General features: G+C 38.7%; 21 protein-coding genes. 7 read left to right on the top strand and 14 right to left on the bottom strand.

Going from position 1 to position 23,803, the window contains the following annotated elements:
• Positions 1-19: 19 nt before the first annotated feature.
• Genes VRHSUH10_RS07920 through VRHSUH10_RS07910 form a run of 3 tightly spaced genes read right to left on the bottom strand, consistent with a single transcriptional unit; the run spans position 20 to position 3,551 of the window.
• On the bottom strand, positions 20-2,314 hold the full coding sequence (locus VRHSUH10_RS07920; RefSeq protein WP_199176274.1) for a xanthine dehydrogenase family protein molybdopterin-binding subunit: 2,295 nt from the start codon (positions 2,312-2,314) through the stop codon (positions 20-22).
• Positions 2,314-2,769: a (2Fe-2S)-binding protein gene (locus VRHSUH10_RS07915; protein WP_024065760.1), complete on the bottom strand. Its 456-nt coding sequence runs from the start codon at positions 2,767-2,769 to the stop codon at positions 2,314-2,316. Before VRHSUH10_RS07915 ends, VRHSUH10_RS07920 begins: the two co-directional genes overlap by 1 nt.
• Positions 2,769-3,551: a xanthine dehydrogenase family protein subunit M gene (locus VRHSUH10_RS07910; protein WP_105090130.1), complete on the bottom strand. Its 783-nt coding sequence runs from the start codon at positions 3,549-3,551 to the stop codon at positions 2,769-2,771. The genes VRHSUH10_RS07915 and VRHSUH10_RS07910 overlap by 1 nt, the downstream gene beginning before the upstream one ends.
• Positions 3,552-3,705: 154 nt before the next feature.
• Here VRHSUH10_RS07910 and VRHSUH10_RS07905 point away from each other — a divergent pair, with 154 nt between their 5' ends.
• Positions 3,706-4,590: an epoxyqueuosine reductase gene (locus VRHSUH10_RS07905; RefSeq protein ID WP_105090129.1), complete on the top strand. Its 885-nt coding sequence runs from the start codon at positions 3,706-3,708 to the stop codon at positions 4,588-4,590.
• 207 nt (positions 4,591-4,797) lie between these two features.
• Here the strand turns inward: VRHSUH10_RS07905 and yfbR are convergent, their stop codons facing one another.
• From yfbR to VRHSUH10_RS07890, 3 genes are all read right to left on the bottom strand, one after another.
• Positions 4,798-5,388: a 5'-deoxynucleotidase gene (yfbR, locus tag VRHSUH10_RS07900; RefSeq protein WP_105090128.1), complete on the bottom strand. Its 591-nt coding sequence runs from the start codon at positions 5,386-5,388 to the stop codon at positions 4,798-4,800.
• Positions 5,389-5,501: 113 nt separating this feature from the next.
• Positions 5,502-6,359, bottom strand: coding sequence for a D-alanyl-D-alanine carboxypeptidase family protein (locus tag VRHSUH10_RS07895; protein ID WP_105090127.1), 858 nt, complete (start codon positions 6,357-6,359; stop codon positions 5,502-5,504).
• 23 nt (positions 6,360-6,382) lie between these two features.
• Entirely contained in the window at positions 6,383-7,312 is a 930-nt protein-coding gene (locus VRHSUH10_RS07890) for a mechanosensitive ion channel family protein (protein ID WP_105090126.1), read from the bottom strand.
• Positions 7,313-7,475: 163 nt separating this feature from the next.
• On the opposite strand from VRHSUH10_RS07890, the gene VRHSUH10_RS07885 reads away from it, so the two are divergent.
• Entirely contained in the window at positions 7,476-8,252 is a 777-nt protein-coding gene (locus VRHSUH10_RS07885; RefSeq protein WP_105085200.1) for an adenosylcobinamide amidohydrolase, read from the top strand.
• A gap of 163 nt (positions 8,253-8,415) precedes the next feature.
• On the opposite strand, the gene tnpA is transcribed toward VRHSUH10_RS07885, so the two are convergent.
• From tnpA to VRHSUH10_RS07865, 4 genes are all read right to left on the bottom strand, one after another.
• Positions 8,416-8,877 (bottom strand): IS200/IS605 family transposase, encoded by a 462-nt coding sequence (tnpA, locus tag VRHSUH10_RS07880; RefSeq protein WP_105089269.1) that lies wholly within the window; start codon positions 8,875-8,877, stop codon positions 8,416-8,418.
• Between the two features lie 287 nt (positions 8,878-9,164).
• On the bottom strand, positions 9,165-10,142 hold the full coding sequence (locus tag VRHSUH10_RS07875; RefSeq protein WP_105090125.1) for an asparaginase: 978 nt from the start codon (positions 10,140-10,142) through the stop codon (positions 9,165-9,167).
• 89 nt (positions 10,143-10,231) lie between these two features.
• Positions 10,232-10,999: an NAD(+) synthase gene (nadE, locus tag VRHSUH10_RS07870; protein WP_105090124.1), complete on the bottom strand. Its 768-nt coding sequence runs from the start codon at positions 10,997-10,999 to the stop codon at positions 10,232-10,234.
• Positions 11,000-11,007: 8 nt separating this feature from the next.
• A complete protein-coding gene (locus tag VRHSUH10_RS07865; protein ID WP_105090123.1) occupies positions 11,008-12,459 on the bottom strand; it encodes a nicotinate phosphoribosyltransferase in 1,452 nt (483 codons plus the stop codon).
• Between the two features lie 313 nt (positions 12,460-12,772).
• Between VRHSUH10_RS07865 and VRHSUH10_RS07860 the strand changes: the two genes are divergently transcribed.
• From VRHSUH10_RS07860 to VRHSUH10_RS07845, 4 genes are all read left to right on the top strand, one after another.
• A complete protein-coding gene (locus VRHSUH10_RS07860) occupies positions 12,773-14,221 on the top strand; it encodes an aminoacyl-histidine dipeptidase (protein ID WP_105090122.1) in 1,449 nt (482 codons plus the stop codon).
• A gap of 426 nt (positions 14,222-14,647) precedes the next feature.
• Positions 14,648-15,517 (top strand): GTP-binding protein, encoded by an 870-nt coding sequence (locus tag VRHSUH10_RS07855; RefSeq protein WP_105090121.1) that lies wholly within the window; start codon positions 14,648-14,650, stop codon positions 15,515-15,517.
• Positions 15,514-17,049 carry a permease gene (locus VRHSUH10_RS07850; RefSeq protein WP_105090120.1) on the top strand — a complete coding sequence of 512 codons (1,536 nt, stop codon included), beginning with the start codon at positions 15,514-15,516 and terminating at the stop codon, positions 17,047-17,049. The genes VRHSUH10_RS07855 and VRHSUH10_RS07850 overlap by 4 nt, the downstream gene beginning before the upstream one ends.
• A gap of 52 nt (positions 17,050-17,101) precedes the next feature.
• Entirely contained in the window at positions 17,102-17,866 is a 765-nt protein-coding gene (locus tag VRHSUH10_RS07845) for a TIGR03943 family protein (protein WP_105090119.1), read from the top strand.
• Positions 17,867-18,041: 175 nt separating this feature from the next.
• Here the strand turns inward: VRHSUH10_RS07845 and VRHSUH10_RS07840 are convergent, their stop codons facing one another.
• The gene (locus VRHSUH10_RS07840; RefSeq protein ID WP_024066798.1) at positions 18,042-18,608 is read right to left on the bottom strand and encodes a biotin transporter BioY; all 567 of its coding nucleotides are present in this window, start codon (positions 18,606-18,608) and stop codon (positions 18,042-18,044) included.
• Positions 18,609-18,943: 335 nt separating this feature from the next.
• Between VRHSUH10_RS07840 and VRHSUH10_RS07835 the strand changes: the two genes are divergently transcribed.
• On the top strand, positions 18,944-19,531 hold the full coding sequence (locus VRHSUH10_RS07835; RefSeq protein WP_105090118.1) for a PepSY domain-containing protein: 588 nt from the start codon (positions 18,944-18,946) through the stop codon (positions 19,529-19,531).
• A gap of 513 nt (positions 19,532-20,044) precedes the next feature.
• Here the strand turns inward: VRHSUH10_RS07835 and VRHSUH10_RS07830 are convergent.
• The 3 genes from VRHSUH10_RS07830 to VRHSUH10_RS07820 form a co-directional block, all read right to left on the bottom strand.
• Positions 20,045-21,316 carry an O-acetylhomoserine aminocarboxypropyltransferase/cysteine synthase family protein gene (locus VRHSUH10_RS07830; protein ID WP_105090117.1) on the bottom strand — a complete coding sequence of 424 codons (1,272 nt, stop codon included), beginning with the start codon at positions 21,314-21,316 and terminating at the stop codon, positions 20,045-20,047.
• 276 nt (positions 21,317-21,592) lie between these two features.
• A complete protein-coding gene (gene metA / locus VRHSUH10_RS07825; protein WP_105090116.1) occupies positions 21,593-22,552 on the bottom strand; it encodes a homoserine O-succinyltransferase in 960 nt (319 codons plus the stop codon).
• Between the two features lie 61 nt (positions 22,553-22,613).
• A complete protein-coding gene (locus tag VRHSUH10_RS07820) occupies positions 22,614-23,798 on the bottom strand; it encodes a MalY/PatB family protein (protein WP_105090115.1) in 1,185 nt (394 codons plus the stop codon).
• Positions 23,799-23,803: the final 5 nt, after the last annotated feature.

Raw genomic sequence — 23,803 nt, 5'->3', positions numbered from 1 at the left:
GAAAAGTAAATAGAAATCTCTATACTTTATATTTCTCGTCCATAGCCACAAATACCTTCTCAGGTGTCATAGGTAATGTACGAACGTCCGCACCAACTGCATTTTTAATAGCATGCTGAATAGCTGGACTAGCCGTATTAATAACAACTTCACCAATAGATTTGGCACCAAATCCGCCTGTCGGCTCATAAGACTCTACAAAGTCTACATGTAACTCGCCAATATCTTGACGGGTTGGGATTTTATAAGTCATAAGGTTATTAGTCTCTAAGCGACCATTATTAGAATAGCGTATATCTTCATACAACGCCATACCGATAGCTTGTACTACGCCACCTTCAACTTGAACACGAGCCAATTTAGGATTGATAACAGTACCGCAATCGATGCAGGAATATGTATGAAGCGGAATAACCTTGCCAGTTTGTTTGTCTACTTTTACCTCTGCAATAGTTGCCATGAATGGAGGTGGGGACGTATGACTGCCCCATGTAGCGAAACCAGACAATTGTTCTGCATTAACGCCTACCAATAATTTTGGAGCTAATTGATGGATATCCATAGTTTGAGAACCATCTTTTGTGGTAGCTACAACGCCATCAAAGTCGATGTTTTCTACATCTGTATCGAAGAATTGAGCGAACTTAGCAATAATCTTAGTGCGTAATTCTTCAGCAGCCATTTTTGCTGCCGTACCAGTTACGTATGTTGTACTAGATGCATAAGAACCTGGATCAAATGGTACGATGTCTGTATCAGATTCAACAACAGTCATGTATTCCATAGGACAGCCAATGATTTCACAAGCCATTTGAGTCAATACAGTATTAGCACCCATGCCCATATCGGAAGAGCCCGTATACAATGTGTAGTTACCATCATCGCCAAGACGAATTTCTACAGATGCTACGTCAATGTTAGCAACACCAGAACCTTGTAACGCTAATGCCATGCCAAGGCCACCGCGATAACGTTCGTCAATATCCCAAGAATGAGGACGCTCATCCCAACGAGCCATTTCTTTTACGCGGTTTACTGTATCTTGGAATAGACCAGAGTCAAGGTATTCATCCGGAGCGTATACCAAGCTTTGTTCACCTTGAGCAATCAAATTCTTTTGACGCAATTCAGCAGGGTCAACGCCCATTTTATCCGCCAAATTATTAACAGCACACTCTAATGGCCATAGCGCTTCTGTAGCACCATAACCACGGAATGCACCGCCTGGTGTATGGTTCATGTATACACCTTCTGTACCGTAGTGGACAGCTGTCGCTTTATTGTATAAAGGAATGGACTTATGCTCACCAGCTGTAGTAGTAGTGAAGCAGTGAGTTGCATGAGCACCTGCATCAGTAATGGAGTCCATATCAATTACTTTGATAATTCCATCTTTTGTAGCACCTACGCGGATTTTCCATTCACGAGCATGACGTGTAGTGGAGCAAGTCTGTGCTTCCGTGCGATCGTATAAGAGGTAGCAAGGTTTCTTCAATGTCCACGCCACAAAAGCTGTCATAATTTCTGTGCAAGCCGTTTGTTTAGAACCGAAACCGCCACCGATACGAGGTTTGATTACGCGAACCTTTGTAGCCGGAATTCCTAATGCACGCGCAATATGACGGCGCACATGGAATACAATTTGTGTAGAAGATACGATAACTACACGGCCCAATGCATCAATGTAACCATAACTTTGGAATGGTTCCATTGCTGTTTGGCGTGTAGCTTGGTCAAAGTAAGTACCATCTACTACATAATCACATTTTGCAAGTTCAGCTTCAATATCGCCTACTCGTTTATGATAAGATACGCAAATATTGCGTTTATAATCTTGACCTACAGGGATATTGTTATGAATATCATCTTCAGGGTGGACTACTGTTTCATGGTCGATAGCCGTATGCATATCAAGCACAGGTTTTTGTACTTCGTATTCAACCTTGATAAGAGGCATCGCTTTAAGTGCTGTAGCTTCATCTTTTGCAACAACAAGAGCCACTTCATCGCCTACATAGCGAACTACAGGGTCTAATATAAGCGCATCATAAGCAGATGGCTCTGGGTAGGTTTGACCAGCCAATGTAAAACGAGTATTAGGCACATCTTCATGTGTAAAGATCGCTTCTACACCAGGAATTAATTTAGCTTTAGATGTATCGATTGATTTAATGCGCGCCTGTGCATGAGGGCTACGAAGAACCTTAATAACGAACGCATCTTTTGGAACAAAATCGCCAGTATAAGACGGTTTACCCGTCAAAATACCTTTAGAGTCAACCTTGTCATAGGATTTACCAATGTGCTTATTCATTATTTTAGGCCTCCTTCTAAGAATTTACGAACCCCTCGAAGTTGTGATTCATAGCCAGTACAACGGCACAAATTACCGATGAGGTATTCACGAATCTCATCATCACTAGCCTTTGGATTTTTACGTTTTAAGTTGATAGCACTCATCATCATGCCAGTTGTACAGAAGCCACATTGGTCAGCGCCTTCGCTAGCAATACAAGCCGCTAATAATTCAGCCTCTTCTTGCAAGCCTTCTAATGTAGTGATTTTATGACCTGGCGCACGGAATGTAGGATATGCACAAGACAAGATAATTTCGTCATCTACCCATACAGTGCAAAGACCACAGTTTGTTGTGTCACAGCCACAACGTACGCTGTAGTAACCAAGATTACGCAATGTATCCAATAACATTTCATCAGTTGGCACATTAACAGTTACATTTTTATTATTAATATTAAGTACGAGTTCCATTATTGTGCCACCTCCTTAGACAAGCGTTGAACCATAGCTTTTACCATTTCCATTCGATATTCTTTGGAAGCATGAGAGTTAGATTGATAAACTAACTCTTCAGATGCTAATTGACCTGCTTCTTTTGCTGCAGACAATCCTTTTTCTGAAAGCAGAGCACTTGCTTTTTCTGCTAATTGAGGCACGCCAGGTCTTGTACCGATGTACACTTCAACGCCTTTGTCATCACGGCGAAGAGCACCTGTCAACACCGGGAAGTCACCACGAGAGATGCGAAGAGCCTCTACAGCTACAGGCACATCTACTTTAGGGATACGAATTTCCACGAGGATATCACGTTCTCTGTATTTCATATAGTCATGTATGGACATGCGACCGCCTTTAAAAGTAACGATGTCTGCATGTACTGCCATTAATGCAGGAATAATGTCGGAGAAGCCGAAGCGGCTTGCTACAGATCCACCCATAGTAGCAGTGTTCCGGAATTGAATGCCAAGAATTTCTTTAACACCTTTAACAACAGCACCACCACAGAATTGTTGTAATGGCTCAAAACGTTCCACGTCGCCTTGCGTTGCCATAGCACCAATGACAAATTCGTTATCCTCTTCGCGAACATAGCGCAAATCAAGACTAGCCATATCAATCACTGCAGGCCATGTGCGCCGACCTAAACGCAACCAGCAGCCACCAGCTAGCATTGGGGCAGTTTTGTTTTTTGTGGCTAATTCATAAGCCTCTTCCACCGTCTTCGGTTGTAATACTTTCATAAATGCTAACATAATCTGTCCTCTCAATGGTATACTAATACTAACAGAACTGGATGATAACCACAAAAATACAGATATCACCGAACTACAAACTTAGCAGGAATCTATAGAATTCCTCACGTTTCTTATACTTTTATTTTACCAATTATTCGCCACTAAATCTATGATGAAAGATATAAATTTACAGGAATTTTGCAAAGAATTACATATTTATGAATTTGGGATTGCCCCTTGGCCTCTACCTGAAAATGCAAAAACTATTTTGTATGAAAGTAACCCCTGTCCATTTACAGCAGCCGACGTAGAAGAGCGACTGCTAGGAACAACAGAGTTTACGCCCAAAAGCGCTATAGTATGCCTCTTCCCATACTACGTAGAACGTAGTGGTCCATCTAATCTTTCCCGCTATACATGGGCTACAGATTATCACCTGGTCATTAATGAATATTTAAAAAAACTTACTGAAAAATTACAAAAAATGGATACTTCAGCTCAATTTTCTATACATTGTGATACCTCTCCCCTCGCGGATCGTTACATGGCCTACTTAGCAGGCCTTGGTTTCTACGGCAAAAACAATTGTTTCATCAGTCCTAAATGGGGATCCTATGTTACGATAGGAACAATTTTAACTACCTTAGAATTTGAGCCAAATACACCGCTCGATCAGTCCTGTATAGGATGCAATCGATGTATTACGGCCTGCTTAGGCCAATGCTTAGGTCATGACGAATTCAAATATGATACTTGTAAAAGTTATCTAACCCAGAAAAAAGGCGATCTCACCGAGCACGAACAACACATTATCGCTAAAACACCACTTGTATTCGGTTGTGATGTATGCCAAGAAGTGTGCCCACATAATCAGGGCATTCCCACAACACCCATTCCAGAATTCCAGCAAGTCGAACCGTACATCGATAGTAATGAACTAGAAATACTAACAAATAAAGAGTTCAAAGCTAAGTATGGCAATCGGGCATTCTCGTGGCGTGGGAAGAAAATATTAATGAGAAATCAGGAAATTATAGAGTCTAAAAAGATATTATAATTTATAATACCTTTACAAACTTTGACATCTGTTTAGTCAAAACTTATAATATAATAACAGAGATAGCTAGATGCCTAGGAACGTCCAGCTCATCTCTAAAACTTTATTTGAGATGTAAAATGGCTGTGACGTCTACTAAGATGTTATGGCTATTTTCTATTTTATAGAATAAAAAGAGACGACCTCTGGTCGTCTCTTTTTTAATCATCATTTGATTTCGTAGTAGTTTAGTTCATCCAGGCTCTTACCAAGTGCAGGCATATAGGTTTCAAGGAACATATCAACTTCTGGCATGTTGAGTGCTTTTAGTTTAGCTAGGATGGAGTCATGTGCTTCTTTAAACTCATCGTTTCCTGCCTTGAGTTCGTTCACACATTTCATATACGCTGAAATTGTGTCTGCCGCTTTAACGATTGGCCACTCAGGACTCTCCTCGGCATCTACAATAAAAGGCTTATAGATAGCTTGTAATCGTTCTGGCAAGGTAGACAACATTTTCTCTTGTGCTAACGTTTCAACTTCGCCATAAAGTTCACGAAGTTTTGGATCAAAATATTTAATCGGTGTTGGCATATCGCCGGTAAAAATTTCACTAACCTCATGATACATGGCAATGACAGCTACCTTATTAATATCTACATTACCGTCAAAGTATTCATTCTTTAGAGCTGCCAAATTATGAGCTACCATGGCTACTTCGAGGCTATGTTCTTGAATGTTTTCTGTTTCTGTATTACGCATAAGGCTCCAGCGATTGATAAAGCGCATGCGTTTTAAAAATGCAAAAAATGAACTCATATATCCCCCATTACATAATAGGTCCTGCACAGCAGGACCTATTTAATACTATTAATTTAATTATATAACATACATTACTAATCATGCTCAAGGTATAGTCTAATTATATCCAATTAAATGACACCGCGAAGTTTAAATCCATAATCAAGGAATTGTACTGCTTCATCCCAACGGTTATCATCGTTGAGCATAACTACAATCATAGTATGACCATTACGGGTAGCCGATGCAATCAAGCATTCCCCTGCAGCATTCGTAAAGCCAGTTTTTAAACCATTAGCACCGGGATATTTATTGCGAATGAAATGGTTTGTGGTACGAATTGTTTCTGGTGTACGGTTTTGATAAGGCACCTTATAATAATCATTGGCTACTTTATCGCGGAACATTTGGTATTTCATACCATACGCTGCAATCATCGCCAAGTCACGAGCCGTAGAGTGATGGCCCATTTGTGTCAAACCATGAGGATTTAAAAATACACTATTTTTTGCCCCTGCTTTTGCAGCAACGCGATTCATGTCCTTTGCAAAGTTCTCTACAGAGCCACTTACATTTTCTGCTACTACAACGGCCGCATCATTACCGCTGGCAACCATCATGCCTTCAAGAACGCCTTCCAAGGTAATTTGATCGCCTACATGTACTCCCAGATTAGATTCTTCCATACTAGTAGCATAGCTGCTTATAGTTGCCAGTTCATCAAGTTGTGTACCTTTTAGTTCTAAGGCAGTTAACAAGGTAACCATTTTCGTAGTACTAGCAGGGTGCATCCATTTGTCAGGATTTTTAGCAAATAGGATTTCTTTTGTATCTGCATCAATGAGGACAACGGCTTCACCAACTGTAGATGGCGGTGCAATATATGCCGCATACGAAATACTAGATCCTAGTAATACTAAACCTATAAAAGCTATCAAGAAAACAATTCGTTTCCACATCATAAACAAATTAGTTGTTAAAGATATCATATATCCCACTTTCTAAATTACACTTAACTTTCTAGACTATCATCGATGGCAACATTCGTTCCTGTTGCTTTTTTCTTAGTACCTTTAATTTCACCAGTAGAGTTATCTACATTTTGAATATACACCACACGTTGAGGATATGGAATATCGATGCCATATTTATCAAATGCATCCTTTACATCGGACATAATACTATATTGCACATCTAAGAAGTCTTTCGACTTAACGCGTGCATAGGCAGCAATACGTACAGAGTTATCGCCAAATTCAGAAATACCAATTTCCATATTTTTAGGATTGAGTACACGTTTATCAGCAGCAAAAATATTTTTTAAGATTTTAATTGCTTCATGATGATTATTGTTATAACCAATATCAAAGACGAACGGGATAACCCTTTCGTGAGTATAAGCAATATTAGTTATGGCTTGGGAGGTAAGGATAGAGTTTGGTATATACACATTTCTTTGATCTTTAGTAGTGATAATAGTATACATAAATTGAATAGACTTAACACTACCTACAGTATCTCCAACTTGAATAACATGACCTGCCCTAAAAGGCTTAAATATAAGAATTAATAAGCCTGATGCCAAGTTAGATAAGTTGCTCTGTAATGCTAAACCAATACCTAAACCGAAGGCACCAAAAGCAGCCACAAAGGATGTTGTAGGCACACCAATTTGATTTAAGCAAATCAAAATTAGACCTACTAGCAATGCATAATTGATGATCTGCGTAATAAAGCTCATCGCCGCAGTATCATAAGATGCTTTGGTCATAATGCGAACAGCAAAGGTTTTTACCCATTTAATAGCATAACGCCCCACCCAAAACATAATGAGAGCTAATAATATATTACCCGCTTGTGAAAAGAACCAGTCTCGAAATTGAATCAATACATTCGCATCTTTAAACAGTAATTCAGAAGCCCTATTTAAAAGATCACTCATACTAACCTCCATGAATAAAATATAACGCTCATTCGGTAGAATCGGAAATATATTCGAAATAAACATATGTGTTATAATCTAACATATGTATTTTACAATAATTTAGTAAAACTATTATATCCTTATATTATATATATAACAATCTAAACCTAGGGAGACTTATATGTTTAACAATCCATATGAAGCACCACAAGAGCTTGCAACAGGAGGTCATGTAACAAAAGAGTTAAATTCCGTTACCGTACACTTTGATGACATCCATTATTCCTTATCTAGTGGTCAACTCAATGGCGGATATCACCATACTTTGGCCGTACGAAATCAGCAACTGACGTATCAAATTGAAACAGAAAAAGATTTGCCTGGCGGCTCTGTAGCAAATTATTTAGCACAAGAGTTTGAACACATCGATACACCTGTTCATTTTAGTACAGCGCTTCTTACGTCTGCTACAATGAACCTTCACGCGTACGCTAAGGTTGAAGAACACGATACGATTGTGGAGACCATCGTTACTGCAGGCTATGAAAAAACAGCCCATCGTGCAGGAACAGGCTATTGCTACGAGGAGCGAGATGGTAGTTTCATAGTACCTGGTACCATTAATATTCTTGTCTTTACAAACAAGGCATTAACAGATAGTGCCATGGTGAAAGCCATCATGACAATTACGGAGGCTAAAACCGCAGCCCTCCAAGATTGGGGTGTTGAAAGTGTACGCCTCTATCCATTTATCAACGAAGATATTCCTGAAGCAATTACAAAAGAACGCAAGACTTCTGCTACCGGTACCTCTACAGATGGTGTGGTTCTCACTATCGATACCAATGGTGATGTGTTAACAGATGCAGGCTCCTTCTCCCTATTCGGGGATACATTGGCTAAGGCTGTTTATATAGGTATACAACGAGCCTTAGAAAATGCTATTGGCGCCGAATAAAAAATACGCATCCTAGGCGAAATCAGAACCACCCGTAAAACGGGTGGTTTGCTCACGGGCTATAAGCCCGTAGTACTAGGCCAGCGTCTAAAGGCGCTGGCTTTCACTGCGTTCAAGCCGCATAGCCATTGACTCGTAACATTCCCCTTAAAGGGGATATGTATTACTTGCTACCCTTAAAAGGGTCCTCATATTCTTTTACACTAAGTTTATCTTTCATTTGGTCATGTAACTCTTGCTCACGTATATACTTCTTTACGGTAGCCTCATTTAAACCTACTGTACTAACATAATAACCCTCGGACCCAAAGTGCCTATTTCCAAATTTATACTTTAAGTTTGCGTGTTTATCGAACATCATTAGTGCACTTTTCCCCTTTAAATATCCCATAAAAGATGAAACTGATATTTTAGGTGGGATTAATACTAGCATATGCACATGATCGGCCATAAGCTCCCCCTCTATAATCTTGACGCCCTTATATTCGCATAAACGTCTCAGTATTTCACGTAAACTATTTCTGTATTGATTATATATAACTTTACGTCTATACTTAGGTGTAAATACTATGTGGTATTTGCATAACCATTTTGTGTGCGCAAGGCTCTGTGTCTTTGTTGCCATATAAAATCACCTTTCTTTTGCATATAATGCAGCTTGAACACCTACATTATACTTAAGCAAGGTGATTTTTTTGTATAACTTTCGTTGCCGCACCCGCATAGCGGGTGGTTTAATGATTCGCGACTACGTCGCGAACCAGTCTAAAGACAATAATAAAAAACCGCACATCCTAAGCGATCGTGATGTGCGGTTCATTGCATATAAAACTGTTACACATAGTATAATACTTGAAAATGAATATCAAATTAATATTTGAGAGTTTTTCTCAAATCTTTTTTATTTTCTAATTAATATTCATAGAAGAACTGTTGTAACTTTTTAAGATTTTTAGTTTTTGTAAGCCCCAGCATCAATAAAATACGAGCTTTTTGTGGACTCAATGTATCACTTACGAGATAGCCTGCTAGTGCATCTTGTGGTACAGCTGATACCATGCCACTCCCTGTACGAGAAGCACGTACAGTTGGGAATGCTGTATTTTGTGTTATTTGACGTACATTTTGAGGAATTGTACCATGACCCAATCCAGTCAAGATGAGCCCATCAGGATTAGTGGCAACTACACTCATTGGCACCATGTCATCCATACCACCATAGCAAGTCAAAATAACTACACGAGGCAATTCCGTTAAGTCATGTACATCAAAGATGGATTCTTTCGTATGACGACGAGTAGAGGCTTTATAATAATGAGCTACACCATCCTGGACGATACCAAGATGCCCTACTAATGGACTGTCAAAGGTAGCCACATTAGTTGTATTCCCTTTGGACACATCACGCGCCCCATCAACATAGCCATTTAGAACAACAAGAACACCTTTACCTACAGATGCAGGTGTTCTTGCCACTTGAATCGCTTGTAATAAATTAATAGGACCATCTGCACTAATTGCCCCAGCAGGTCTCATCGAGCCAGTAATAACGATAGGTTTATCTGTACGAACAGTAAGATTAAGAAAATAAGCTGTCTCCTCCATGCTATCTGTTCCATGAGTAATAACAACCCCGCCTATATCCTCTTGATTTACTAATTCTTGTACTAACTTAGATAAATCCAACCAATGCTGGACAGTAATATCGGAACTTTCAATATTACTAAACTGAGTATATGTATATAGACCATATGGTTCTGTGCCTGGTACGGAGTCTAAAATTTCATCGAGGCCTAGTACACCTGCAGTATAGCCCGTCAAATCTGTATCGGATGCGCCTTGTCCAGCAATTGTACCACCCGTACCAATCAACGCAATTTTTGTCTCCATATTACCTCCATCATAAAATACATAAGAAATAGTAAATCTTTGGTTAATCAACATTAGCATGAATTAGACTAGTAAAAACAAGTCCTCTCTCAACATTGTGGGTGAAAGGACGGCATCAATTCTAATTTATGCTTATTAATACGATTTAAATAATCAATACGTTCTTTCGTTTCAAGATTTTCTATCTCTCCAGTTCTAATATATCGATCTAATACAGCATAGGTAAATCCTAATTTATCTTCATCAGATTGACCACTGAGACCATCACTAGGCGTTTTATCTACAAGATATTTAGGAATATCTAGGAGTCGACCAATTTGACGTACCTCTTCTACAACAAGATTGGCGAGTGGACTAAAATCCCCTGCACTATCGCCATATTTTGTAGAGTACCCTACATAATCTTCAGAGCCGTTACATGTATTGGCTACACGCGCCCCATTCGGTAAGTTTTGACCAACAGCATATAAGGTTGCCATGCGAAGTCGTGGTGGCGTATTAATAGCTGCATCCTTAGATATATCAGCTCTACCGGTAACAGCTTCATAACCTTCGCCTTGAATGATGGCATTTGTTAAGGCTGTATACGCAGCCCCTATGTTCACAATAATATGAGGAATACCCAAGTGATTGACAACGGCCTTAGCATCATCGATATCAGATTGAACACCGTTTGGCATGAGCACTCCCACTACGCGTTCTGACCCGAGGGCTTCTTTACAAAGGGCCGCCACAATTGTGGAATCCTTACCACCTGAAATACCTACTACAGCGCTACAACTAGGCCCATTTTGACTAAAATAATCTTGAATCCATTGAATGAGAGCCTCTTTTGTAGCTTGTGGATTGTCTAACATAAGCCCTCCTATTTCTTTCGGAAAATACGATTTAATAAATCCATTTTCATTTGATAGTATCCTGGACTCATATCAAGGTAATGACGATGTGGATTTTCAAAACGTTGCTCTTCAAGCCAAATTTCAGTTTCCAATTGGTCTTTAACATATTGACGAAGCTCATCTAAAGTTGGTAATTCTACTAGTAATTTTCCATCCTTAATAATGAGTTGTTTCATTTCTTTGAAAGTACAGTTTTCAAAGTACAATTCACGCCACGGTTGTTCTGGATCAATATAACGATATGGTTCGGTTGTATCTGGTACCTCTTCTAACAATGTTAATAAGTCTGCAATGGCGCGACCTTTCTCATTGTACACGCGATACACCTTTTTAAATCCTGGGTTCGTAATCTTTTCAACAGATTCTGAAATCTTAATCCGAGGCTCCCACACACCATTTTTTTCAACCCCAGCAATCTTGTAAACTGCCCCAAATACAGGGTCACTCTTGGAGGTAATCAGTCTTTCACCTACCCCGAAGATATCGATAGGACCACCTTGAATTAACAAAGATGTGATTGTATATTCATCGAGACTGTTGGAAGCCATAATTTTACAATCTTCTAATCCTGCTTTATCGAGCATGCGACGTGCTTTTTTAGCTAAGTACGCAAGGTCACCAGAATCAAGACGAATCCCTTTCAAACGTTTCCCCATAGGTTCTAATACATCTTTAGCTACTTTGATTGCATTAGGTACACCAGAGTTCAAAACGTCATAGGTATCAACGAGGAATACAGCTCCATCTGGATAGACTTCAGCATAAGCTTTAAAAGCTTCATATTCAGAATCATGATACATAACCCAACTATGAGCCATCGTACCGCTCACAGGAATACCAAATTGTTGGCCCGCTAAAACGGTTGCCGTAGACTGTACCCCACCGATGTAGGCTGCTCTCGCACCATATACAGCGGCATCCACATTGTGAGCTCGACGGGCACCAAAATCGGCTACAATACGACCATCTGCGGCGCGTACAATACGATTTGCCTTTGTAGCGATAAGGGACTGATGGTTCATCATAGTTAGCACTGCAGTCTCTACGATTTGTGCATCTATGAGAGGCGCTACGATAGTTATAACCGGTTCATTGGGATAAATAATGGAACCCTCTGGGAATGCATATACATCACCAGTGAATGAGAAATCTTTTAGATAGTTTAAAAACTCCTCACTAAAGATACCTTGAGCCCGTAAAAAATCAATATCACGTTCATCAAAGTGTAAATTCAAAATGTACTCAACGATTTGTTCAAGACCACCAAAAATGGCAAAGCCACCCTTGTCTGGATTGCGTCTAAAGAATACATCAAACGCGACGCGATCCGTGTTTTCATGTTGCGTAAAATAGCCGTGTGCCATGGTCATCTCATAAAAATCCATAAGCATACTAATATTGCGACTGTCGTGTTGCATTGGTTCACCAACCTTCTAAAATCTAATGGATTTGTAAAATCGTTAATCGTATAACCTCATTATACATTATTATTCCTATATAGCTAGTATCTACATGTACTAATGCTTGCATTAACTATCCTAATAATCATTCTTGTGATATAACTATATATATACTAATTATTTATATATTCCATATATATGTCGGTGAAAGTTATCACTGAAATAAATACAATTATTGGCATTAAATTCGTATACTAATAAAATTACTACGTATTCAGTATAATCAACCAACATATATATCTATTATTACATCAGAATGAAAGGAACCATTATGGAATCAATCGTTCAAGCAAAACGCGTATTAGAAATTTTTAAAGAAATGAGCCAAATTCCTCGTGAATCTGGTAACGAAAAAGGCATTAGCGATTATATCGTAAACTTTGCCAAAAACTTAGGTTTAGAAGTTCATCAAGACGATCAATATAATGTAGTTATCAAAAAACCTGCATCCCCAGGTTATGAAAATCATCCTTCTGTAATCTTACAAGGTCATATCGACATGGTATGTGTTCGTGATCACGACTCTAATCACGACTTCTCTAAAGACCCAATCGCCAACATCATCGAAGGCGAATGGATGCATGCAGACCACACCACACTAGGTGCAGATAACGGCATGGGTGGTGCTATGATGCTTGCCATCTTAGAAGATGATAGCCAACAACATGGTCCTATGCAATTATTGTTCACAACAAACGAAGAAACTGGTATGGACGGCGCCTTTGCTGTAAAAGAAGGCCAAGTAAGTGGTGATTACTTACTCAACCTCGATACAGAAGTAGAACACGATTTTACTGTTAGCTGTGCTGGCGGTTGTCACGTTCACGTAAATATTCCTTTATTGCGTGAAAACAACCAACCCGGCTATGATGCAGGCTTATCCCTTACCGTAACAGGTCTTAAAGGCGGTCACTCCGGCATTGAAATCTGCGAACAACGTGCAAATGCTAACCAAGTATTAACACGTGTACTCTATGATATTCAACAACAATATCCTGTATGCTTAGCATCTTTTGAAGGTGGTGTAAAACATAATGCCATTCCTTCTAAAGCAGTAGCTACATTATCCGTACGCGCTGAAGATGTAGAGGCAATCAAAACATTAGTTGCCTATCAAGAAAAACAATATTTTCACGAGTATGGAATTCAAGATCCAGGTCTTAAATTCGTTGTAGAAGATATTGCTACTCCTGATGTAGTATATGCAGATGACACTACAGAAGCCCTTATTACTTACATCTATCTTGCACAAGATGGTGTTCATTCTGTAAGCAAATCTATCCCAAATCTTGTAGAAACGTCTGACAATATCGCAATCGTACGCGAAAATGAACACACTATTGAGATTCTCATTTCCATCCGTAGTTCTAACAGTAACAGCCTTGAATTCTTAGCTAAGAAAATGATGTTACTTGCGAAAACTCTAGGCGTATCTGCAGAACGCACTGGCGGTTATCCTGCATGGGAATACGATAAAGGCTCTAAACTTGAAGAACAAGCTATTTCCTTACATAACGAAATGTTTGATACACCAGCTAATGTCAACGCCATTCATGCAGGTCTCGAATGTGGCTTGTTAAAAGGGGTACTACCAAACACCCAAATGATCAGCTTTGGTCCTACTATCGTAAGCCCACATACACCAATGGAACGCGTTCATTTACCATCTGTTGAAAATGTATATGTATATCTAAAAGCTTTATTAGCTAAGTTACAATAAACATAAAACAGTAAATAATGACTATATACTTTATGTATAATTTGGTATACTAAAGGTAATCTAACTAGAGATTTATATAACGAATTCTCTTCTCACCCTCCTATAAGGAGTTCAGTCAACTCTCCCTCGACTGAGTCTTCTATAGGAGGGATTTTTTTATATTCTTCTCCCAAAATTTAAAATTAATATTTATTCATAGAGGAGTATCTCTTCATATATACGTAAATCGATATATACAATACTTTCCACAATTAATTATGAATATTAAATACATCTGTCACTATACTCATATAAGGTATATAACCAATATATTTAATGAGAATTTTAAGAAAAATAGTACTTTCATAACTATGCATATACCCTAGGGTGTATTTTCTGTGTTATCCTATAGGTGTATACTGTGTTTACATTACTCAGGAGGTACGTATGATCCCTATTGTTATCATATCCGGATTTCTAGGGTCTGGAAAAACAACATTTTTACAACACATACTAAAAGAACATAAATCTACAGATAAAATTTTAATTATAGAAAATGATTTTGGTGAAACCAGCCTCGATGCAGCAAATCTTGCAAAAACAGGGGCTACCATTCGTGAAGTTACATCTGGCTGTATTTGCTGTAGCTTGCAAGGGAACTTCCAACAAGCACTGCTCGATATTCTTCAAAATTACGATGTAGATATCATCTATATCGAACCATCTGGGGTCAGCAAATTGAGCGAAATCATCCATACCTGTGAGGATGAAGAGATTGCAAAATCCGCCTATGTTCATGCATCGGTAACCACTGTAGATGCCATGCAAGCACCTATGTTTATTAAAAACTTTGGTCTCTTCTTTAAAGATCAAATCACAAATAGTGATGCTATCTTCTTAAGTCATACCGAAGACATCCAACAAACAAGCATTACAAAACGTATGATTCACGAGTTAGCACCAAATACTCCAATTCACGAAGAAGCATGGAGTACCATTGCGTTACGAGACTATATCAAACGCCTCTACCATTGTCATGACGACAATTCCTTACATGATGAGCATCTATTTATGAGCCATACATTTAAGGACTTGCGCACACTCACATTAATTCAATGGAAAACCATCTTAGAAGGTATGCCTGATACAGTACTCCGTGCTAAAGGTATTGTACCGACCACTGAAGGGCCTCATGAGTTACAATACGGTACCCATTACTGTTCCCTATTCCCTAGTGAGTCCACTGACTATAGCTTAGTCGTTATTGGCACAGATTTTAATGTACCAATGGTACATAACGAAGTGTGTCAATCATGATACCTGTTTATATCGTTACCGGATTCATCGGTTCTGGTAAAAGTACTTTCATAAATGAACAACTACAACATCGTAAAAAGCTTGGTGGTACAGCATGTATCAGCGCCGAAGAAGGTTCTGTACCGCTCATCAAAGAAGGATTACAACTCAATCCTGATAGGCTTAGTGCAATTAAGCCTAATGAACCTGATACCTATAGTTCTATAGCTAATGAAATCGCAAGCTATATCGATAAAGTAAAGCCTAAAGAAATATGGATTGAATGGAACGGTATGATCAGCTTTCACCAACTAGAAGCCTTGCTATATAGTGATAAGCTACGCCATCTATTACAAATCGAAAAGGTATTATATATTTGTACAGACCAATTCGTCGCATCCATTTTGCCTGGTTTAGGTAATGATGTCACAAGCCAATTATATAGTGCGGATTGCATCATCACAGAAACCAATACACATCATGCCTTATTACGGACCTATAACAGTGACGCCAAGATTGTAACAGCCCCAACGCCAGAAAAGGTAGCAGAATTATGCCGCAATTCTACGTGGGGACTCATACCAAATCTATTAGTTATCAGCATTACCGCCTACATACTATTAGTCACTGCATTCCGTCATGATATTCCTTACTCCATTCACCAATGCTTTGCCATCATTACAGGGCTCATTATCGAGGCTATCCCGTTCCTATTATTAGGAACCATTGGATCAACAGTAATTCGATATTTCGTACCTCAACGAATACTGCTAAAACTATTAGGGAATCATTCTTGGAAAAGCTATGGTGCAGCCATGGTTAGCGGTTTAGCATTGCCAGTTTGCGACTGTGCTATTATTCCATTATTTAAAGCACTTACAGATAGAGGTGTACCATTATCTGTGGCCCTCCTATTTATGCTTGCCAGCCCTATCATCAATCCGATTACCATTCTATCCACCTGGTATGCCTTTCCAGATAATCCAATGATCTCCGTATGGCGTATCATACTTGGCCTTGGCGTAGCTTTATTGGTAGCCTTATCATTCCGTTTTATACCACCATCTACGTCTATGATGAAAGCTAAAACGGCACAGAACCTAAGTTATGAAGAAATCGTATTAGAAGCATCGAAAAGTAAACATATCAATAAAGGAAGATTACTAATTCATATGGAAAAAGAGTTCTCCCAGCTCTTATTCTATTTCTCTATTGCAGCTTGTGTACTATCCGTAGTTCAAGTGTATGGGAAGCCTTGGCTCATCAACGCTGGTATCACATTACCTGACGTGTGGGCTATTCCAATTCTGCTAATATTGGCGTTCTTCTTCTCTGTTTGCTCTACATCAGATGCTATTATAGGCAAATCCTTGAGCACCCTGTTCCCTATGAGCTCAGTCATGGGTTTCCTCATCTTAGGACCTATGCTGGATATAAAAAACGTATATATTTTAAAACAATATATGCCTACATCATTTATTCTTCGTCTAGGCTTAACAATCGTTGTTATATCCTATTTAGCAGCATTAGGTTTTCAATTCTTTTTGAGCTAATGTTTAGTCATTACTATTTCAGTTCTTCATGAATATAAAAGGAGATGATTCTATGAAATTAGGACTGAAAGATCGCTTTTCCATTGTGAAAGGTTTACTCTACCTCATCTTAGGTATCTGCTGTGTATACCTAATCGTAACAGGTCGTTATTTGAACTATATCGCACCACGATATGAACTGCTACTAGGTATTAGCAGTATAGCTCTCATACTAGGTGGATTAGCTACGGTTATTTGGGCTCCATCGCGCTATTATAAACACAACTGGCGCTCTATCGTACCTATCATTATTCCCGTAGTCTTGCTCATCGTGCCGCCTGTCCTAGTGCCTACAACTGGTGTTCAAGGCGCAGCACGCATCAATGACGATACAAACAACTTTGATTTCACAAACGATGCTATCGGCGAGGTTATTACTGTTAATAGTGAAAGCAAAGAGCCTGGCATTTCTAAAGACAAAAAAGAAATTGTGTTAAATTCAGATAATTTCTATCAAACTATCGTAAAGGTTGGATCTAATATAGACCAATACAAAGACTACACAGTATATATGACAGGCTATGTAAACCGCGATGATAACACGCTAAAATCTAATGAGTTTACTATTTCTCGTATGGCTATGTCCTGCTGTATCGCTGACGTGGCACCGATTGGCATGACCGCCCATAAAGCAGATGGCGATAGTTTAGCCAATGAACAATGGGTATCTATCGAAGGTAAAGTATCTACACGAGATTTCCACGGTCGTCAACAACCATACGTAGAAATTACAAAAATAAAATCAGCAGAACCTATTTTAGGTTATGTATATCCTTAAACAAATAATCTTAAATCAATAGCCTTAAAGAGACTTAAATAAATCTATAAACAAAAAACCGAGGCATAACGCCTCGGTTTTAATAAACATATATTTAGCAAACATATTTAGTAAACATATAATAGTATTATATAAGGACTATATTATATATGAACTATATTATATATGAACTATATTATCTATGTAACTCTTTAACAATTCGTTTGCCAAGAGATGCCGCAACGGCACAAAGGAAGATGTCTGGGCCTACGGGAATCAAGAAGCATGTAATAATAACAGCCTCAACCCCAATTGGTTTACCTAAGTACAAATTCATAATGAAGTATAAATAAATCATACCAAGGCCATACACGATAAATAGATTTAATATGGATCCTGCTAATAATCGTTTAAAGGACAATGTTTCCATAGATTCTGCAATACGGCCCACTGCATAAGCACCTACCATAAAACCAATTAAATAACCAAAGGTAGGTTGTAAAATGTAACCAGGACCACCACCAGATGTAAAAATCGGTACCCCAATTAATCCTAATACAATATAAATGCCAACACTAGCGGCTCCTAATCGACTACCTAACACAATGCCTGCGAGGGTAGTAAATAAGATTTGTAATGTAAATGGACAATTTGGTAATGGTACCCGTATAAAAGCACCTACGGCAATCAATGCTACAAAGAGTGCTGTCATCGTTAATTGACGGGTAGTAATGCGACCTTGTTTCGATACTGTGGAACTCATGGTATACCTCCATTGATAACACATCAACAAACTACTAACTACCTAAATTAAAGCACTTGTATTTTTAATTGTCAACTACGTATATTGACTTTTGGTTTACTATGTAGTCTAATACTATATATACAATGATTTCAAGGTTTTTGTTTTTTTGACCATATATTATAGTTATTATCAATCGTTCATAATAACTAAAAGATATACTCATCTTCATACAAAAAACTTTAAATTTCATTTTATATTCATGTAACAACATTAAATTATACGTAAGTAGATTGAGTAAAATCTACTTTCACAAAACAGTATATAAAAGTACCTTATATTAGGAGGCATTCATTATGAAAAATGTTAAGAAAGTATCAAAGGTATTATGTGCATTTGGCGTTAGTACAGTATTATTAGCAGGTGTAGTTGGCGCAGCTAGCAACCATGCTTACAACAACAATAGCAACTGGAAAGGCGTTGGTAGCGTAGCTCCATCCGCTCAAACTAACTATTCTGTTGATTACATGGGCGCTGTTACAGTATTCCAACAACAATTCCCTGGCGCTACTGTAAAATCTATTTCTTACGACGCTAAACACAACCCTTACTATGAAGTAGAAGGTTACTACAACAACCGTGCAGTAGAACTCAAAGTAGACGAAGCTACTGGCCAAATTGTTGGTAAAGAAGTAAAAGGCTATGCTAAAGCTAACAAAACTATTAACGTTCAAAACATCATCATCCCTGAAGTAGCTGAAACAAAAGCTATGGAAAAAGTTGGTTCTGACTTCCAAACTATGGAATGGACTGTTGAACGTGAAAACGGTCGTGCTGTATACGAATTCGATATGACAACTGGCGGCGGCAAAAAAGCTGAAGTAAAAGTTGACGGCATGAACGGTAAAGTGTTAAGCGCTAAAGTAAAAAGCACAAAATACTAAGATTTTAATTCATCAAGTGAACCCTATCCTAACCCACTTAGATGACACACTACACATATAACACACATACTATACACACAGTATCCACTGGATACGCTCTCTAACACAAACTAACACACAAACTTAGAGAGCCCCCTATGACTCACACTGGGCTCTCTCAAAACCCTATCTCACACAATAGGTAAATGGTCTGTGCTCACACACCACAGACCGAATGTTACACACACTATACTCCCTTAAAAAGACCTTGGATCGTTGAATCCAAGGTCTTTTTTTTATCCTCCAGATATTACTATATATTTATAGATGTCTACCATAACACAACAATCTAATTTACAATTAATCAAAATACATATTTAACACAAAAAGACCTCCCACGAGGGAGGTCTTTTGTATAAGTTTTATAGGTCTGATAGTTTGTGTTCTATTTCTTAAGCGAGGTCAGAGCTCAAGAATGTCATTTGTATGTTCTGAAAGTTTGATCTATAGTATTTCCATAATGGAAGTAAGAAATTATGCTTTATCCAAAGCTTGTGCCAAGTCTTCGATGATGTCATCGATATTTTCAAGGCCGATGGATACACGGATCATATCTGGTGTTACGCCAGCAGATTTTTGTTGTTCTTCGTTAAGTTGTGCATGTGTTGTAGATGCAGGATGAATAACAAGAGATTTAGCATCTGCTACGTTAGCAAGGTTGGAGAAGATTTCCAAGGAGTCAACAAGTTTAATACCTGCTTCTTTACCACCTTTTACGCCGAATGTAAATACAGCACCAACACCTTTAGGGAAGTATTTATCTGCTAAAGCTTTGTATTTGCTGTCTTCTAATTCTGGGTAGCTTACCCATGCTACTTTAGGATGTTTAGTCAAGAAATCTACTACTTTACGAGCATTTTCTACGTGACGTTCTACGCGCAAGGACAATGTTTCAACGCCTTGCAAGATTTGCCATGCTGCAAGTGGAGTAATGCATGCGCCAGTATCACGAAGCAATTGAGCACGAATTTTTACAGTGAATGGGATTGGCAAATCACCATATACTAAGCCATTGTAGTGTTCGTCACCTTCGGAGAAGCCAGGGTATTTACCAGAGCCTTTATAGTCGAATTTACCAGATTCTACTACTACGCCAGCCAATGTTGTACCGTGACCACCAAGGTATTTAGTAGCAGAGTGTACAACTACGTCAGCACCATGTTCTAATGGACGGAACAAGTATGGAGATGCAAATGTGTTATCTACGATCAAGATGATATTGTGTTTATGTGCAATATCAGCTACTGCTTGTACGTCGATAAGGTTAATACCAGGGTTACCGATGGATTCGATGTAAACAGCTTTAGTATTTTCATCGATAGCCGCTTCAAATTCTTCCAAATTATCAGGGTTTACGAATTTAGTTTCGATTCCTAAACGTGGCAATGTTGCTGTAAACAAGTTATAAGTACCACCGTATAATGTGGATGCAGCAACGATGTTATCGCCAGCGCTTGCCACGTTCAAGATGGAGTATGTAATCGCTGCGGAACCAGATGCTACAGCGATACCACCTGCACCACCTTCAAGTTGTGCAACACGAGCATCCAATACATCTGTAGTAGGATTGCCAAGGCGGGAGTAAATACCACCAGGATTAGTTAAGGCAAAACGGCCTGCTGCTTCTTCAGCATCTTTAAATACGAAAGATGTAGTTTGGTAAATAGGTACTGCACGAGAACCTGTTGGATCTACTGTGTGACCCGCATGTAATTGTAATGTTTCAAATCTGTATTGTTTGCTCATTATAACAACTCCTTTATATTAACTGTGAATTGAGTTCGTTCTTTATACCTAGTATACTACTATGTTTTAAAAATTATGTCTACTATTAATTTATACAGTTAGCCATAACTTTAAGCTATAGCAAGCATGTATTTACTCATAAAACAACAATCCGAAAGATGCCAATTACAGCTATATGCAGTTTCTACACATAAAAAAGCCCCTAATTACTTGTCTAAAACAATCTCACTATAGAGACCATTAAAAGTAATTAGGGGTATTTCTACTAAAAATAATTTAGATATAAGCACCTAAATTTTTATCGCGTTCAAATTTCATTTTTTGGATTTGTTCAATAATGTATGGTGTCTCTTGGTATACATAGTAGTTTAACCAGTTTGTAAACAACAATGTACTTACAGAACGCCAACGTACAACGGGACGTTGTTTTGGATCATCATCTGGGAAGTAGTTTTCAGGAACTGCAATATCCAAGCCTTTTTCAATATCTCGTACGTATTCTCGGTTGAGTGTATCCCAATCGTATTCAGCATGACCAAATACAAAGATATGTTTATTGTCTAAGCTACGAACAATGGCTGCACCTGTTGGTTCAGACCCTGCTAATAATTCTAAATCTCGGTTCTCCTTAATTTGCTCTAAGGAAACCGTTGTATGGCGGGAGTGTGGCATCCAGAATTTTTCATCAAAGCCACGCAAGAGCACTGGGCGATCATTGTAAATATCATGCTCATAAACACCAAATAGCTTTTCATCCATAACGGATTTATTAATACCGAAATGGTGGTACAAACCAGCCTGTGCCCCCCAGCAGATATAGAACGTAGAGTATACATGCTCTTCGCCCCAATTCATGATTTCTACTAACTCATCCCAGTAATCAACCTCTTCAAAAGGCATTAGTTCTACAGGAGCACCGGTAATAATCATGCCATCAAAGAATTCATCCTTCACCTCATCAAAGGTACGGTAGAAGGTATCTAAATATTGCTCATCCGTATTTTTAGCCTTACGAGATGCAGTATGTAAAAGAGTTAAATTAACTTGTAACGGACTGTTACTAAGAGCTCGCAAGATTTGAGTTTCTGTAACTTCTTTAGTAGGCATCAAATTGACTAGCAATATTTGCAAAGGTCGGATTTGTTGAGTCTCCGCCCGTTCTGTATCCATAACGAAAATGTTCTCTTGAGCTAATTTCGTAATGGCCGGTAAATTTTTTATTACTTTAATAGGCATACTATCACCTCTACACACTAAACAATTTGATAACCTAATCTAAACATTCTAACCAATATTATTAAAAGCCTCTAGCCTCGTAGGCACGACGCCAAGCTTCAAGGCCTTCTTCTAATGTTTTACGAGGACATGCTACATTGATGCGTTCAAAGTCTTCCCCATCGACACCGAACATGGAACCAGTATCAAGCCACAACTTAGCTTCATTGATAATCCATTCATCGCGTTCCTTAGGGCTCAATGGCAACTTAGAGCAATCTAGCCACATGAGATATGTCCCTTCCGGACGATATACGTGAATTTTTGGCATATATTTTGCCACATAATCAATAGTGAATTGAATATTGTCTTGAATGTACTCTTTCAACTCGTCGAGCCAAGGTGCACCTACTTTATAGGCCCCTTCACAGCCAACAATACCCATTGTATTTAATTGGCTATAACCAGCGCGGTCGATTTCTTTGATAAAACGACGACGTAAGGAATCATTAGGAATGAAAATATTACTTACTTGTAAGCCAGCAATGTTGAAAGTCTTACTAGGTGCTGTACATACGATACAGTGTTCTGCATAGCTTTCACCAAGATCAGCAAAGACCTTGTGCGTATGACCTTTCCAAACAAAGTCAGCATGAATTTCGTCGCTCACGATGAGTACGTTATGTTTAATACAAATGTCGCCAAGACGTTTCAACTCGTCCTCAGTCCACACGCGGCCTACAGGATTATGCGGATTGCACAAGAGGAATAATGTTACATTTTCCTCCACGATAGCACGTTCTATACCCTCAAAATCGATGGTATATTTTTCTTCCCCTTTGATTAATGGCACATTGATAAGGCGACGGTCATTATCATCGATAACCATGCTAAATGGATAGTATACCGGTTGATTGATAAGTACGCCTTCCCCTTCATTGGTGAAAGCACGAACCGCCATAGCCAAGGCAAAGACGATACCAGGTGTTTTAACGAGCCATTTTTGTTCTGGCGTCCAGTTAAAGCGCGTAGTGAACCAGTTTTGTAATACTTCAAAGTATTCATCATCGGATTCAGTATAGCCAAATACGCCATGATTAACGCGATCCAATAAGATTTGCTTTAACTCAGGTGGTACCTCAAAGTCCATGTCTGCCACCCAGAATGGCAACACATCCACTGGTTTACCACGCTTCACAGCAAAATCGTATTTCAAAGATTTTGTGTGAGTTCTATCTAAAATTTGATCAAAATTATATTGTCCCATAGGAA

The organism is Veillonella sp. T11011-6 (assembly GCF_002959755.1).
GTDB lineage: Bacteria > Bacillota > Negativicutes > Veillonellales > Veillonellaceae > Veillonella.
The sequence above is the reverse complement of the archived record's forward strand: the minus strand, read 5'-3'. Positions and strand labels throughout refer to the sequence as shown.

Excerpts from the sequence above, each read along its gene's own strand:
- VRHSUH10_RS07920 (WP_199176274.1), bottom strand. The coding sequence starts at position 2,314 with ATGAATAAGCACATTGGTAAATCCTATGACAAGGTTGACTCTAAAGGT.
- VRHSUH10_RS07915 (WP_024065760.1), bottom strand. The coding sequence starts at position 2,769 with ATGGAACTCGTACTTAATATTAATAATAAAAATGTAACTGTTAATGTG.
- VRHSUH10_RS07910 (WP_105090130.1), bottom strand. The coding sequence starts at position 3,551 with ATGTTAGCATTTATGAAAGTATTACAACCGAAGACGGTGGAAGAGGCT.
- VRHSUH10_RS07905 (WP_105090129.1), top strand. The coding sequence starts at position 3,706 with ATGAAAGATATAAATTTACAGGAATTTTGCAAAGAATTACATATTTAT.
- yfbR (WP_105090128.1), bottom strand. The coding sequence starts at position 5,388 with ATGAGTTCATTTTTTGCATTTTTAAAACGCATGCGCTTTATCAATCGC.
- VRHSUH10_RS07895 (WP_105090127.1), bottom strand. The coding sequence starts at position 6,359 with ATGATATCTTTAACAACTAATTTGTTTATGATGTGGAAACGAATTGTT.
- VRHSUH10_RS07890 (WP_105090126.1), bottom strand. The coding sequence starts at position 7,312 with ATGAGTGATCTTTTAAATAGGGCTTCTGAATTACTGTTTAAAGATGCG.
- VRHSUH10_RS07885 (WP_105085200.1), top strand. The coding sequence starts at position 7,476 with ATGTTTAACAATCCATATGAAGCACCACAAGAGCTTGCAACAGGAGGT.
- tnpA (WP_105089269.1), bottom strand. The coding sequence starts at position 8,877 with ATGGCAACAAAGACACAGAGCCTTGCGCACACAAAATGGTTATGCAAA.
- VRHSUH10_RS07875 (WP_105090125.1), bottom strand. The coding sequence starts at position 10,142 with ATGGAGACAAAAATTGCGTTGATTGGTACGGGTGGTACAATTGCTGGA.
- nadE (WP_105090124.1), bottom strand. The coding sequence starts at position 10,999 with ATGTTAGACAATCCACAAGCTACAAAAGAGGCTCTCATTCAATGGATT.
- VRHSUH10_RS07865 (WP_105090123.1), bottom strand. The coding sequence starts at position 12,459 with ATGCAACACGACAGTCGCAATATTAGTATGCTTATGGATTTTTATGAG.
- VRHSUH10_RS07860 (WP_105090122.1), top strand. The coding sequence starts at position 12,773 with ATGGAATCAATCGTTCAAGCAAAACGCGTATTAGAAATTTTTAAAGAA.
- VRHSUH10_RS07855 (WP_105090121.1), top strand. The coding sequence starts at position 14,648 with ATGATCCCTATTGTTATCATATCCGGATTTCTAGGGTCTGGAAAAACA.
- VRHSUH10_RS07850 (WP_105090120.1), top strand. The coding sequence starts at position 15,514 with ATGATACCTGTTTATATCGTTACCGGATTCATCGGTTCTGGTAAAAGT.
- VRHSUH10_RS07845 (WP_105090119.1), top strand. The coding sequence starts at position 17,102 with ATGAAATTAGGACTGAAAGATCGCTTTTCCATTGTGAAAGGTTTACTC.
- VRHSUH10_RS07840 (WP_024066798.1), bottom strand. The coding sequence starts at position 18,608 with ATGAGTTCCACAGTATCGAAACAAGGTCGCATTACTACCCGTCAATTA.
- VRHSUH10_RS07835 (WP_105090118.1), top strand. The coding sequence starts at position 18,944 with ATGAAAAATGTTAAGAAAGTATCAAAGGTATTATGTGCATTTGGCGTT.
- VRHSUH10_RS07830 (WP_105090117.1), bottom strand. The coding sequence starts at position 21,316 with ATGAGCAAACAATACAGATTTGAAACATTACAATTACATGCGGGTCAC.
- metA (WP_105090116.1), bottom strand. The coding sequence starts at position 22,552 with ATGCCTATTAAAGTAATAAAAAATTTACCGGCCATTACGAAATTAGCT.
- VRHSUH10_RS07820 (WP_105090115.1), bottom strand. The coding sequence starts at position 23,798 with ATGGGACAATATAATTTTGATCAAATTTTAGATAGAACTCACACAAAA.